The sequence below is a fragment of the Citrobacter enshiensis genome (assembly GCF_029338175.1).
GTDB classification, from domain to species: Bacteria; Pseudomonadota; Gammaproteobacteria; order Enterobacterales; family Enterobacteriaceae; genus Citrobacter_D; species Citrobacter_D enshiensis.
Genome location: NZ_CP119862.1, coordinates 2,035,922 through 2,050,235 on the forward strand (window position 1 = coordinate 2,035,922; position 14,314 = coordinate 2,050,235).

Annotated in this window: 6 protein-coding genes and 7 pseudogenes; 5 read left to right on the forward strand and 8 right to left on the reverse strand. The window is 53.4% G+C overall.

Going from position 1 to position 14,314, the window contains the following annotated elements:
• Positions 1-67: 67 nt before the first annotated feature.
• From P2W74_RS09895 to P2W74_RS09925, 7 genes and pseudogenes are all read right to left on the reverse strand, one after another.
• Entirely contained in the window at positions 68-226 is a 159-nt protein-coding gene (locus P2W74_RS09895; protein WP_276294824.1) for a hypothetical protein, read from the reverse strand.
• Complete coding sequence (locus P2W74_RS09900) at positions 201-1,070, reverse strand: fimbrial protein (protein ID WP_276294825.1); 870 nt, start codon at positions 1,068-1,070, stop codon at positions 201-203. Before P2W74_RS09900 ends, P2W74_RS09895 begins: the two co-directional genes overlap by 26 nt.
• A 122-nt stretch (positions 1,071-1,192) precedes the next feature.
• Positions 1,193-1,435: a FimD/PapC C-terminal domain-containing protein gene (locus P2W74_RS09905; protein WP_276294826.1), complete on the reverse strand. Its 243-nt coding sequence runs from the start codon at positions 1,433-1,435 to the stop codon at positions 1,193-1,195.
• 7 nt (positions 1,436-1,442) lie between these two features.
• A pseudogene (locus tag P2W74_RS09910) lies at positions 1,443-2,216 on the reverse strand (fimbria/pilus outer membrane usher protein).
• Between the two features lie 59 nt (positions 2,217-2,275).
• Entirely contained in the window at positions 2,276-3,673 is a 1,398-nt protein-coding gene (locus P2W74_RS09915) for a fimbria/pilus outer membrane usher protein (protein ID WP_276294827.1), read from the reverse strand.
• An 87-nt stretch (positions 3,674-3,760) separates the two neighbouring features.
• Positions 3,761-4,453, reverse strand: a complete 693-nt coding sequence (locus P2W74_RS09920; RefSeq protein ID WP_276294828.1) for a fimbrial biogenesis chaperone — start codon at positions 4,451-4,453, stop codon at positions 3,761-3,763.
• 94 nt (positions 4,454-4,547) lie between these two features.
• Complete coding sequence (locus P2W74_RS09925) at positions 4,548-4,973, reverse strand: fimbrial protein (protein WP_276295163.1); 426 nt, start codon at positions 4,971-4,973, stop codon at positions 4,548-4,550.
• Positions 4,974-5,644: 671 nt separating this feature from the next.
• On the opposite strand from P2W74_RS09925, the pseudogene flhB reads away from it, so the two are divergent.
• The 5 pseudogenes from flhB (at position 5,645) to bglB (ending at position 12,310) form a co-directional block, all read left to right on the forward strand.
• Positions 5,645-6,799: pseudogene (gene flhB, locus P2W74_RS09930) on the forward strand (flagellar biosynthesis protein FlhB).
• A pseudogene (gene flhA, locus P2W74_RS09935) lies at positions 6,792-8,872 on the forward strand (flagellar biosynthesis protein FlhA). Before flhB ends, flhA begins: the two co-directional pseudogenes overlap by 8 nt.
• Positions 8,872-9,268 (forward strand): annotated as a pseudogene (gene flhE, locus P2W74_RS09940) (flagellar protein FlhE). The pseudogenes flhA and flhE overlap by 1 nt, the downstream one beginning before the upstream one ends.
• Before the next feature lie 307 nt (positions 9,269-9,575).
• Positions 9,576-11,165: pseudogene (locus tag P2W74_RS09945) on the forward strand (MFS transporter).
• A 3-nt stretch (positions 11,166-11,168) separates the two neighbouring features.
• Positions 11,169-12,310: pseudogene (gene bglB / locus P2W74_RS09950) on the forward strand (beta-galactosidase BglB).
• A gap of 5 nt (positions 12,311-12,315) precedes the next feature.
• Here bglB and mrdA read toward each other — a convergent pair.
• Positions 12,316-14,243: pseudogene (gene mrdA, locus P2W74_RS09955) on the reverse strand (penicillin-binding protein 2).
• Positions 14,244-14,314: the final 71 nt, after the last annotated feature.

Here is a 14,314-nt window from a genome sequence, read left to right on the forward strand (position 1 = left end):
TGATTCTGTTGCCGGGCGGCTTCTCTCCTAGCGAAGTTCCATTTTCACGGTTACGTTGCCCCCAAATTTACCCGGTTCCGGTTTTTTCGGGGTGGTGCTGACCGGGGCGGCTTTCATGGCGATGCTGCCGTTTCCCCTGCTCATCCATTGTTACCGGTAAGTCCAGTGAACCGTCCAGCGCGATGTTACCGTTGTTTTTATCAAACATGCGCACAACCAACGTCATCCCGGCCCTCCATTTTGGCAATCAGACTGTTACTGCCCTGGGCAACTCCCTGATCGGCGCTGAGTGTCAGTTTAATTTTCCCCGTGTTAGCGGCCGCCGGATCGTCACAATGATAAGAGATATCAACGTCTCTGAGCGTATAGCTTGCCGGGGGGACACCCTGTTCAACGAACTGTGAGGTCACAATATTGCCGAGTTCAACCTCAATGGTGCTGCCTGCGTTAATCGTACAGCTAAGCGGGGCGCTGAGTTTTCCCGCCAGCCGGAAATCGGAAACATGCTGCGTGTCGGTGACGGCACAATAGTTCCCGGTAGAAAGGCAGGAATAGTGTTGTGCGATAACGGTCAGTGGGATGATTTCTTCGCCTAAAATAGCTTGCTTAACGTAGAGCGTGATTATAACAACGTTCCACTTAAACTCCCGCTTAATGCTGCTTCCATTGGAAGGGCGTGTTGCATCACTGCAAACATCGCTGGTTGCCTCTGTCGGTTTTATCGATTCACCGGTCTTATTCATGTTTGCGAAGGGGGTGGGGTAGATATCAATTTTGATTGGCGTAATGCCATTGCCATCGGGTGAGTTTATGGCATCGCTGTAGGCGGTGACATCGATATCTAAATGATCGGTCAGGTAGCCATAGTTGGTTGTACCCGCAGGCAATGGGCTTCCGGCGGCGGTGGTTTCATAGACGATACCGGATGGGTTCATCCCCTTCGGGCAGGCACAGTTGGCGACCACCGATGGCCCTACGGCGACAAAATGGTAATCCGGATTGCTGATAATTTGTCCATCTTTATTACTTTCAGAGGAGAGTTCCGTATTGATGGTGGTGGTGTATTCCACCGGCGGCGGAAAACAATTGGTGAATATGACGGTGGCCGCCTGAGTAACGAGCGGTGAGGGCTAAAAACACCAGTGAGAGGGCGGATTTAAGCCCGATTCTGTAGAGTACGCTGGCGAGGTGTTTATTCTGCATGATTTGTCTCCGGCTTGCAGAGCGCACTGGCCTGGCGGATACCGCCGGGGGGCGTGTCAGAAGAAGATGAAAGCGTGATGTCAGCATGGCAGCGCTGTTCGGCGGAGTTTCCCCACTTCACTGTCAGGGAGATAGTTTCGCCGACGCCGGCGAGATACAGCACGCCGCGATCGTCGACAATGCCGCTGAGCGAGAGGTCATCGACGCTGGCGACGGCACCAAAAGGAATCACCCGGCCATCAGGACGGCTGAGCGACAGCAGAACCCGGTAGCCAACGTGTGCCGAAAATTGTGTGCTGACGGCGGCGTTGCGGCTGGGTACCCACGCTCATTGCGGTGGCATCTATATCCACATCAGTCGGCAAACTGGCGGTATCGATGCGGATTACGTTTTCCTGATAAGGCGTCAGTGAAGGGATGATTGCGTTGCCAAAGAGATCGGTTTGCACACCGCGCTGGTTGGCAAAACGCACGCCAGACGCGCCTTTGGCGCTGACAATGGCGAATTGATCGCCTAAGGGCTGAGAAAGCGTGACGCCTGCCGGGTGAGCCACTATCCCACCGCTGATCCCGTAGCTCAGCTGCTGCGAGTTATCGGATGCATAAGCGTACCCGCGTTGAGATTGGCATATTGCGAACGATAACTGCTATAGACGCTACTGCTGTCTCCGCCGTCATGGTTAGTCCGGCTTTGCTGGAGTGAATAACTGAGCCGATCATCGTCCAGCAACGTGCCATTAAGCCCCAGCATTATGCGTGGTGTATCCGTGTTTGCTGGTGCTGAGATTGTAGCTGGCCCAACTTTTAGGCAGCCATTGGGAGAGCGGCAGGCTAAAACCCAACGATAGCATCTGATCGCTGGGTTCATCGCTGGTTTTGCTATAGGTATAAGCCAGATTGACACTGACGCCGCCAATCATCCGATTGATGCCCGACGTGATGCTTCGCTCTTTGCGACTGGTTTGCCAGTAATCCTGTTGATAGCCGGAAATGTACACGCTGCTGTCGAGCACGGTCTGGCTAAGGTTGAGCTGGAATCTGCTGCGCTTGCTGTAGTTGTAAGGACCAGTCGTTATCCACTGGCATCGTGCTTTTCGTTCGCATCGGCAAACGTGTAATAACCGTCGGTCGAGTATCGGTAGCTCGCCAGGGTGAAGTTAGTGTCTGTTGCCGCTATCTGTTTGGAATACATCAGACGCCAGGACTGCCCGTCATGCTGTTCGTTATTATCCAGATGCGCGCGAGCCAGGGTCACATCCGTTGAGATGGCACCCAGCTCACCCAACATCACCCCTGTACCGCCATTGAGCGCCTGATAGTCCTGGGAAGTGGTTCCGCCGCCGAAAAACGTCAGGAAGTTATTCAGACCATAAATGACGCTGGCCTGAGCGAAAAGGGGCTCATTGGCGGCTTGATTATCGTCTGCGCGATAGCGGGCGAGGGTCACTTCGTAGCGAATATTGCCTGGGCGCTGCATGATGGCGACGCTTGAATAGGGCTGGGTGAAATGATGCTCGTCCCCGTCGGCTTCTTTAATCGTCACGTCAAGATCGCCACTATTGGTGGTGGAGTAGAGATCGGTAATTTCAAAAGGACCTGGCGCGACGTTGGCCTGATAGATGACATAGCCATTTTGGCGCACCGAGACTTCGGCATTGGAACTGGCGATACCGCGAATAATCGGGGCAAATCCCCGCTGATTATAAGGCAGCATTTGATCGTCAGACGCCACGTTGATGCCACGGTATTGCAGGCTGTCAAAGACTTCGCCACGGGTGCTGTTTTCACCGGCGATAAACTGAGCTTTTAAACAATGGATATCATGCTGGAGCCAGGTGTTAATGGTTTGCCAGGATTGTGTCTCATCGGACTGGGTCCAGGTTGAATAGTTGCGTAACCGCCAGCCGCCGAGATTGGCGCCGCTGCGCAGATTAAGATACTGACTGGAAAGGGTGGTCTGATCCTCACCGCTACGCTCTGAACCAGAGAACGCATAGTTGGTAAAGAGCACCGGCACACCGTCGTTCCAGGATGACGCCGCGATCTCATCGTCATGATGCACATCGATAGCCGCTTGCGGCATACTGATGCGTAAGGTCATGGTATTAAAATCAAACGTCACTGCCGCAAAGGGAATGTAATCGCCCAGAGGCTTTCCCAGTGGCTCATTGGTAGGCAATTGCGCCAGTTCAGCGTAATCATCGACACGAATTCCCCATTGCCGTAGCTGTTCAGGGGTTAACTGTGGCTGTAATGCCCCCGTTTTATCATTGATATAGGTAATCGATTTATCATCGATATACCGTTTATTCATGGTCACTTTGGTGTGATATGTGCCGGGTAACTGTCCGTTTTCTTTTGGAAACAAAGAGAGATCGATATCCTGTTGCGATAGCCCGTCCCCCTCAAGTGAGGAAGGCGCAAAGTAAAATTCCCGCGCATTGACGCCGCTCACCGCGACGAGGAGCAAACTACTCAAGCCTCTCAAAATAGGACTGAGTCGTCTCAAAGGGCGGAATGGGGACAGGCGCAATCCATTAGCAGCCCTTGAACACCACTATTTCTGGGTTAAACGGGTGGTAAACTCAGCGGTTGCATTGCCATAGTCTGTAATGCAGCGCCAGGTCACCTTCGAACCATTCGCGGTGTTAGCGAGGGGAAATGTTGCGTTGGCTTTCGGTGCAACCATATCGACGTGGGGTATCGACTTACCGCTAATTCGCAGCGTATCGAAAACGCTGTAATAGTCGCCGTCATTGGTAATGAATACCTGACTCTCGCGCTGGCTAAAACGAAGGTTTTTGCAGGCATCAACTGGGGTGTTTTTCAATCCTTCTGGACGCCAGAACAGTTTTAGTCTGGTTTTGTAAATAAGGCGTAAAACGTTTTTTTGATTATTGTCTTTCTCGATGGCTGGGATGGTGCGCACGTTCATATAAAATAAAGATTCACGATCGGTGGGGAGTGCCTGCCCGGACCAGGTAATACGCAGGCTTTGTTCTTTTTGTGGATCGAGTCGAAAGAGCGGAGGGGTCACAATAAATGGCCCCCGAGTTTTTCCGTCGCCGTTATCCGTCCATGACTGAATAAGCCAGGGCAGCTCTTTTTCTGTATTGGTGAGCGCCAGCGCCACTTCCTTTTTGTTTGCATCATAAATAACACGCGTGCGCCCCACCTGGATCCCTGCTGCATGGCTGAGCGTGGTAAAAGCATAAGTCGTAACACAGACGATGAGCAGAGGAAGTCGCATATAAATCCCTTTAATAAACGAGTGTGCCATGAAAATACGACTCACGCGTTATTAACGATATTGCTAAATAACGCGTGGGTAAGGGGTCCTACATTTACTGATAAAGAATATTAATTGTTAAATCGGCATTGGCTTCACCTGCGGTTACCGTAGCAGCGACGGATTTATAGCGGGCGTCTATGTGGGTGGTAAGGGTGTCTGATGCACTGGCTGTCAGTGGGATAAAAACTTGTCCGGGCGACTTATCAAATGCAATTAGCGTCTCATCATGTCCTGTCTCGCTGAGGACGATGCCCACGCCACCGGCCGCAGAAACAGCCAGTTTGTCCGTTGAGCCCGCGATCGTCGTACCCGTAAAGGTGAGCTGAACATTCGCAAGCCCATCGCTTGTCACTGGGCAGTTCTTAAGTGAAATGGTCAACGGTACGGGGTCTGTTTCCTTTCCCACCGTTGCGAAATACGACGTAGGGAAAGTCCCACACGCCACATTATAAGTTGTACCGGTATCGCCTACAATCACACAGCTTGGCGCAATAATTTCCCCGGTAAAGTGGATTGTTCCAGCGTTATCTTCTGGAGCAGCAAAGGCGGTTGATGTTGACAGGGCCAAAAGTAAGAAAACAAAAATATTCCTTTCACGCTATTATTCTCCAGAACGATTAAAACCAGTATATATATTAAATAAAAATATAGCTCAGGGATGTTCTACTTAAACTCGCAGCGCCAGTATACACTGAAGTTCCTAATTCGGAAGCGACTGTTATTTTTTCATGGAGCGAGGCCGTAGTTTTTTGATGTTTGTCATTTTTTATTTATTCTTAATTTGTATGTGTCCCTATTAGTTTATTTTTGAACTGGTGAAATAAAGGTTTTTCAGCGCAGGCATGAATGCTGCCGTAGGGGGGGTTATTTGTGTTTGCGTTGTTATTGCGATTTTTTATATTTAAATGACTTCTGTAGAAAAATATTTTTTATTTTTATAAATATAAGTGCAGATATATTCATTTTAAATAAATAAGCGTTAGCAATTGATTGCAATGTTCCGTAATAACGTCATGCCTCAGCGCGGAAAAGCTCGCCTTAAACGTAAATCAATGGCCTAAAAAGAGCTGTTTACGGGGTCTTTTCGCGCCATTGGCAGGGGGCGCGTTCTGTCATCATAACGCAGACATCCTGGCTTGAGCGCGTGCTGTGGCAGACGAAAGCGATAACGACGACAAAACAGAAGCCCCCACACCCCACCGACTCGAAAAAGCGCGGGAAGAAGGGCAAATCCCCCGATCCAAAGAACTCACCTCACTGCTGATTTTGCTGGTGGGCGTCTGCATTATCTGGATTGGCGGCGAGTCGTTGGCCGGACGGTTGTCAAACATGCTTTCGGCGGGATTACGTTTCGATCACAGCATGGTGAACGACCCCAATTTGATACTCGGGCAAATTATTCTGCTGATCAAAGAGGCGATGTGGGCGCTGTTGCCGCTGATCACCGGCGTGGTGCTGGTGGCGCTTATCTCCCGGTGATGCTGGGAGACTGGTTTTTAGCGGCAAGTCACTGCAGCCCAAGTTCTCAAAACTGAATCCCTTGCCAGGCATCAAACGCATGTTCTCCGCACAGACGGGGGCAGAACTGCTGAAAGCGATACTCAAATCCACCCTGGTGGGCAGCGTGACGGGGTTTTACCTGTGGCATAACTGGCCGGAGATGATGCGTTTAATGGCGGAATCGCCGGTGACGGCGATGGGTAACGCGATGGATCTCGTCGGGCTCTGCGCGCTGCTGGTGGTGCTGGGAGTGATTCCGAAGGGTGCCTTTGACGTTTTCTTCCAGATTTTCAGCCATCTGAAAAAGTTACGTATGTCGCGCCAGGATATTCGCGATGAGTTCAAACAAAGCGAAGGCGATCCGCATGTTAAAGGGCGTATTCGCCAGATGCAGCGTGCGGCTGCGCGTCGCCGCATGATGGACGATGTGCCGAAAGCCGATGTCCATTGTCACCAACCCCCACGCACTACTCGGTGGCGCTGCAGTACGACGAGAACAAAATGAGTGCGCCAAAAGTGGTCGCCAAAGGGGCGGGGCTGGTGGCCCTGCGCATTCGTGAGATAGGCGCTGAACATCGCGTGCCGACGCTGGAGGCGCCGCCGCTGGCGCGTGCGTTGTATCGTCATGCTGAAATTGGTCAGCAAATTCCTGGACAACTGTATGCCGCTGTGGCGGAAGTCCTGGCATGGGTCTGGCAGCTTAAACGCTGGCGCCTTGCCGGTGGGCAGCGTCCGCCACAACCTGAAAATCTACCGGTGCCTGACGCACTGGATTTTATGAACGAGAAGAATACCGATGGCTAATCTGGTTGCGATGCTGCGCCTGCCCAACTCTATGAAGTCCACCCAATGGCAAATTCTTGCCGGGCCGATCCTCATCCTGCTGATTTTGTCGATGATGGTGCTGCCGCTGCCCGCGTTCATCCTCGACCTGCTGTTCACCTTTAATATCGCGCTGTCGATCATGGTGCTGCTGGTGGCGATGTTCACCCAGCGTACGCTGGAATTTGCCGCGTTCCCGACCATATTGCTGTTTACCACGCTGTTGCGCCTGGCGCTGAACGTAGCGTCAACACGTATCATTCTGATGGAAGGACATACTGGCGCGGCGGCGGCGGGCAAAGTGGTTGAAGCATTCGGTCACTTCCTGGTGGGCGGGAACTTCGCCATTGGTATTGTGGTGTTCGTGATTCTGGTCATCATCAACTTTATGGTTATCACCAAAGGGGCAGGGCGTATCGCTGAAGTTGGCGCGCGCTTTGTGCTGGATGGGATGCCCGGCAAGCAGATGGCGATTGATGCCGACTTAAATGCAGGGTTGATCGGCGAAGACGAAGCGAAAAAACGGCGCACGGAAGTGACGCAGGAAGCCGATTTTTACGGTTCGATGGACGGTGCGAGTAAGTTCGTTCGCGGGGACGCCATCGCCGGTATTTTGATTATGGTGATCAACGTGGTGGGGGGACTGCTGGTGGGGGTTCTGCAACACGGAATGAGCATGGGTCATGCGGCGGAGAGTTATACCCTGCTGACCATCGGCGACGGTCTGGTCGCGCAAATCCCGGCGCTGGTGATTTCAACGGCGGCGGGTGTCATTGTTACCCGCGTCAGTACTGACCAGGATGTCGGTGAACAGATGGTCGGCCAACTGTTCAGCAACCCTCGCGTCATGCTGCTCAGTGCCGCGGTGCTGGGGCTGCTGGGACTGGTGCCCGGAATGCCGAACCTGGTCTTCCTGATGTTTACTGCGGCGTTACTGGGGCTGGCCTGGTGGATGCGGGGCAGAGAGCAAGCAGCGCCTGCCGAAGCGCAGCCGGTGAAGATGCCAGAAAACAATTCGGTGGTGGAAGCGACCTGGAATGATGTGCAGCTCGAAGATTCCCTGGGCATGGAGGTTGGCTATCGGTTGATCCCGATGGTGGATTTTCAACAGGATGGGGAACTGCTCGGACGTATTCGCAGCATTCGTAAAAAGTTTGCCCGGGAGATGGGGTTTCTGCCGCCAGTGGTGCATATCCGCGACAATATGGATCTGCAGCCTGCACGCTACCGTATTTTGATGAAAGGGGTGGAGATCGGCAGTGGCGATGCATACCCCGGACGTTGGCTGGCCATTAACCCTGGGACGGACGGCGGGGACGCTGCCTGGCGAACCGACGGTGGATCCCGCCTTTGGCCTGGAGGCTATCTGGATTGAAAGGCGCATTGAAAGAGCAGGCGCAGATTCAGGGATTTACGGTTGTGGAGGCGAGTACCGTCGTGGCAACGCACCTTAACCATCTGATTGGTCAGTTTGCGGCTGAGTTGTTTGGCCGCCAGGAAGCGCAACAGCTCTTGGATCGCGTCTCGCAGGAGATGCCTAAGCTGACAGAAGATCTGGTACCCGGCGTGGTCACACTACACACGCTGCATAAAGTGCTGCAAAACCTGCTGGATGAGAAAGTGCCGATTCGCGACATGCGCACCATCCTCGAGACGCTGGCCGAACATGCCCCGATACAGAGCGATGCGCAGGAACTCACCGCCGTGGTGCGTGTGGCGTTGGGGCGCGCCATCACTCAGCAGTGGTTCCCGGGCAATGATGAAGTGCATGTCATTGGTCTTGATACCCCGCTTGAACGCTTGCTGCTGCAGGCGTTACAGGGCGGTGGCGGTCTTGAGCCAGGTCTGGCAGATCGTTTGCTGGCGCAGACGCAAGAGGCGCTGTCGCGCCAGGAAATGCTGGGGGCTCCGCCAGTGCTGCTGGTGAATCATGCGTTGCGTCCCCTGTTGTCACGTTTTTTACGTCGCAGCTTGCCGCAACTGGTGGTGCTTTCGAACCTGGAACTCTCGGATAACCGTAACATTCGCATGACCGCGACCATCGGAGGCAAATAATGCGTAAATTACTCAGCGTGCTGTGCCTGCTACCGTCGATGGCGCTGGCTGCCGGAGAAGGGGCGTGGCAGGACAGCAGTACCGGTATTACCCTGAATTATCGCGGCGAGTCCGCCTCTTCATCGCCGTTGTCCTCGCGACAACCGGTTTCCGGGTTAATGACGCTGGTGGCCTGGCGTTATACGTTGAACGGCCCTACGCCCAGCGGGTCTGCTGGTGCGCCTGTGCTCACAATCTCGCTGTGTGGAGTTAGAAGGGCAGAGCGGAACCACGCGCGGATTCGCCAATGTGCCCGCCATCGAACCGCTGCGCTTCGTCTGGGAAGTGCCGGGGGGAGGACGCCTGATCCCGGCGCTTAAGGTCCAGAGTAACCAGGTGATCGTTAACTACCGCTGATGGTCAATCGCCGCTATTTCAGGCGGTTGGCCGGTGAAAATGCCAACCGCTTCGCAATTATGCGCCCTCTTTTTTGATTATCAAGAAACGCTGTTTTATAAATCGGTGACACGTGTTGCCGGACTCTTTGTATTTCTGCCACCACACGAAATGCGGTGGCAGAAACAAAAAGGTATCACTTCCTGTAAGCTTCTATTGTAGCCGTGTATGAACGCCTCCTGGCCTTTCACTCACTCCTCCGTTCGTCTGGTGGGGCTGGTGAGGTCCAGCGTTGGCGATCTCTATCATCTTTGCAGGGTTAACGGCAATGAATACACGTAAAATTGGATTGGTGAATTATTTTGCTTACGGTGCTGGTGACTTTTTAGGTGCCGGAACGACCGCGCTAACAGCTGCCTGGCTTCTTTACTTCTATACGACGTTTTGCGGGTTAACGCCGATCGAGGCGACGTTCATTTTTGCCGTCTGCAAGGGTACTTGATGCCGTTGTGAGCCCGCTGATGGGCTTTTTAACCGATAACTTCGGCTCTACGTGGCTTGGTAAACGTTTCGGTCGTCGTAAGTTCTTTATTCTGCTGGGGATCCCTTGCGTATTCAGCTACTCACTGATGTGGGTTGGCGACATGAGTTTCTGGTACTACCTGCTCACCTATCTGGTATTTGATGTCGTTTACACCATGATCCTGGTGCCTTACGAGACGCTGGTGCCGGAAATGACCGATGACTTTAAGCAGAAGACCAAGTTCTCCGGGGCACGTATTGCAATGGCGCAAATGTCCGCCATTCTGGCCTCCTTCCTGCCAGGCATTCTGCTGACGACCTTTGGTAAAGACAATCCGGTCTCCTTTTTCTATGCCAGCATGGTGTTCTCGGTACTGTGCGCGCTGATGCTGACGTTTGTATGGTTCTTTACCTGGGAGCGCCCACGTGAAGAGTGGACGGAAGCGGCTCTGCGTGCCGAGGAAGAGAAGAAGAATCTGAACTTCCGCCAGAGCATGAGTCGTCTGTTCGTTGAACTGAGTTCGACGCTGCGCATCAAAATTTTCCGTCAGCATTTGGGGATGTACCTTGGCGGATACATCGCGCAGGACGTCTTCAACGCGGTCTTTACCTACTACGTGGTCTTCGTTCTCATGCAGGAAGCCTCAATGGCGTCGAATCTGCTGGGCACGATGGCGATTTTCAGTTTCATTGCGGTTATCGGGATGATCCCGCTGTGCATCCGTTTTGGGCCTGCGGCCGTCTTACCGGATGGTGGTTGTCCTGTTTGGTCTGAGTTCGCTGTCGTATGCCGTTCTCTATTATGCTGGTATGAGCGATGTGTACACTCTGTTACTGCTGGTTTCTGCGATTGCGGGTCTGGGACGCGGCGGTATCAACTATGTGCCATGGAATACCTACACTTATATTGCCGATGTCGATGAAGTCGTTACTGGACAGCGTCGTGAAGGGATCTTCGCAGGCATTATGACGCTGACCCGTAAAGCGTCTCAGGCGGGGGCGGTGAATGCTGGTGGGGATTGTGATGCAAATGTCGGGCTTTGTATCAGGGCAGAGCACGCAGCCTGAAGCCGTCAGCCACACCATTCTGTTGATTCTGAGCTGCGGCACGCTAATCGTACTGGCGCTGGGCTTCCTGGTTTCCCTGCGCTTCAAGCTGAATTTACAAACGCACAGCGTTCTGCGTGAAGAGACCGCCAAAATGCGTAACTCGGGCCGGGCAATGCCAGAAGAGATTACGCCCGCAGGCACGCGCCACCGTTGAGATGCTTGCAGGCATACCGTACGAATCACTTTGGGGTAACAACAATATTGGTTACCTGAACCGTAATAAACCGGCTGCGCCGTCTCTTAAGCAGAGGCGCGGGCAATGAATTCGACATACAATAGAGGTTAAGATATGAAAGTTTGGCCCGTCAAACACAGCCCATTATTACGTCAACCGGAGCGTTTTATCTCACGGGAAGCGCTGAAAGATTTGATTCAGACGGTGACTAAAAACCTGGTGGAGATCAAGGATGAGACAGGTCAATTTCTGCTACGACTGGATGATGGCCGGGTAATTGACACCAAAGGTTGGCCGGATTGGGAGTGGACCCACGGCGTCGGCTTGTACGGGATGTACCAGTACTACCAGCAGACCGGCGATGAGGCGACGCGCGACACCATCGGACAGCTGGTTTGCCGACCGTTTCGCCGAGGGCGCAACCACCAAAAACGTCAATACGATGGCGCCGTTTTTAACGCTGGCCTATCGTTACGAAGAAACCCGCAATCCGGGGTATCTGCCGTGGCTTGATAGCTGGGCCGGAGTGGGCGATGAATGAGATGCCACGCACCGACCACGGCGGTATGCAGCACATCACGCTGGCGGAAGAAAACCATCAGCAGATGTGGGACGACACGCTGATGATGACGGTGTTGCCGCTGGCGAAAATTGGCAAACTCCTCAATCGTCCGGCGTATGTAGAAGAAGCGACCTATCAGTTCCTGCTGCATGTGCAGAATCTGATGGATAAAGAGACAGGGCTGTGGTTCCACGGCTGGAACTATGATGGACACCATAACTTTGCCAATGCCCGCTGGGCGCGTGGCAACAGCTGGCTGACCATCGTGATCCCGGATTTTCTGGAACTATTGGATCTGCCTGAAAACAACGCAGTCCGCCGTTATCTGGTGCAGGTGCTGAATGCGCAAATTGCTGCGCTGGCGAAATGTCAGGATGAAAGCGGGTTGTGGCATACCTTACTGGACGATCCGCAATCATACCTGGAAGCGTCGGCCACGGCGGGATTTGCCTACGGTATTCTGAAAGCAGTACGTAAACGCTATGTCGGTCAGGAGTATGCGGCGGTTGCCGAGAAAGCCATTAAAGGGATCGTAGCGCACATTTCACCGCAAGGTGAGCTGCTGCAAACGTCCTTTGGTACCGGTATGGGTCATGACCTTGATTTCTATCGCGAGATCCCGCTGACGTCGATGCCGTACGGCCAGGCAATGGCGATGCTGTGCCTCACCGAATATCTGCGCAAGTACTTCTAATCCACTCAAACGCTCCCCGGTGTCGGTTTCGCTACCGGGGATGCACCCTCCGCCGGGCCGTGAACGGGCTGGGCAACAGCGTTTTGCGTCACAAACAGATGGTCGAGTATTTGACGCATCACCGGCGCGGCAGTCACGCCGTCGCTGCCACCGTTTTCCAGAATCAATGCGATGGCGACTTTCGGGTTGTTATAGGGCGCAAACGCGGTGTAGAACACGTGGTCGCGCAGGCGAATCGGGATCATTTTCGCATTGTAGGTCTGGTTCTCTTTCAGGCTGAACACCTGAGACGTACCCACTCTTGGCGGCAATCCCGTAAGGTGCCCGTGTGGAAGAACTTAAGCCGGTACCCGTTAGGGGAATTGGCCATACGAACATCGCACTGGCGCACACAATTCCCAATATGTGAGGCGGCGGTAGCCGATTTGTGTCGGCGGTGTGGCGGCGTGGTAAGGAATGCGGGTTTTACCGTTATCCTCTTCCTGCAACAGGTGAGGGGCGATCACTTTCCCATTGTTGAGCAGGCGCCACATCGCTTTCACAACCATCTGAATCGGCGTGGCCGATCCAAGTAACCCCTGGCCGATGCCGACCGAGATGGTATCACCCTGATACCAGGTCTTTTTATGTACCCGCTGTTTCCAGTCGCGGCTCGGCAGCAGGCCGTTGTACTCTTCGTTAAGGTCGATACCGGTCGGTTTGCCGTAGCCAAACTGCGACAACATGCTGTCGATCCTGTCGATGCCCATCATGTAAGGCGACCTGGTTAGAAAAAGGTGTCAGCCGATTCTTCAATCGCTTTGGTGACAGTCAGCATGCCGTGACCGGTTTTCTTCCAGTCGCGGTAGCGGCGTTCGGTGCCGGGAAGCGTCCATGTTGGCGCGCCAAAGAAGCTGGTCTGCGGTGTAATCACGCCGTTTAACAGCGCCGACATCGCCATGTAAGGTTTTACCGTGGATGCCGGTGGATACAGCCCTTGTGTGACGCGATTAATTAGCGGCAGATCTTTATCTTCAGCAGTTTGTCGTACGCCTGATAGCTGATGCCTTTCACAAAGGGATTGGGGTCATAGCTGGGATTCGAGACCATCGCCAGTACCGCGCCGTCATGCGGATCTTCAACCAGTACCGCCCGCGCGTTGTCCGGCAATCAGACTCTCAATATATTCCTGCAGGTGGAGATCCAGCGTCAGGTGGATATTTTTCCCGGCGACGGGGGGGACATCCTTCAGCAGACGGACAATCCGTCCGTGATTATCCACCTCCACTTCCTGATAGCCGGTTTTGCCATGCAGTTCATTTTCGTAATAGCGTTCAATACCCTGTTTGCCGATGTTATGGTCGGCGGCGTAATTTTCCGCGCTCCCTTCTTTGCTGAGTGTTTTTAGATCGCTATCGTTAATTTTTGAGACATAGCCAAGCACGTGCGCCAGTTCCGCGCCGTAGGGATATTCCCGATCTTCGTAGCTGTTGACGGTGACGCCGCTGAAACGAAATTGGTTCACTGAGAAGCGCGCAATCTCGACTTCAGTCAGGGCATTTTTAAGCACCACCGGGCGATAGCGACTGCTTGATTTCAGCGCATGGCGAAAGGCATCGATATCCTCCGGTGTCAGGTCAACGATGGGGGTCAACTGCTGGATTAGCGTATCCATGCTGCTGATTTTGTAGGGCGTAACCGAGATATCGTACCAGGTCACGTTGCGCACCAGCGGGATGCCATTGCGGTCATAGATCATGCCCCGCGTTGGCGCGACCGGCAGCATTTTAATGTCGTTCTCATTCGAGCGGGTCGCGTAGTACTGATGCTGGCGAATCTGTAAATTGTAGAGATTGAAGAGAAGGATCCCAAAGCAGATAACCACCAGGGCGAACGCCACCACTACCCGTCTCAGAAAGAGCTTCTCTTCTGCTGCGAAATCTTTAAACGTCATTGACCCGTACCTGATTAATTAGCCGCCTAATGATACGGAGACGTCAACGCGATGACAGGCAAAAAATGTAC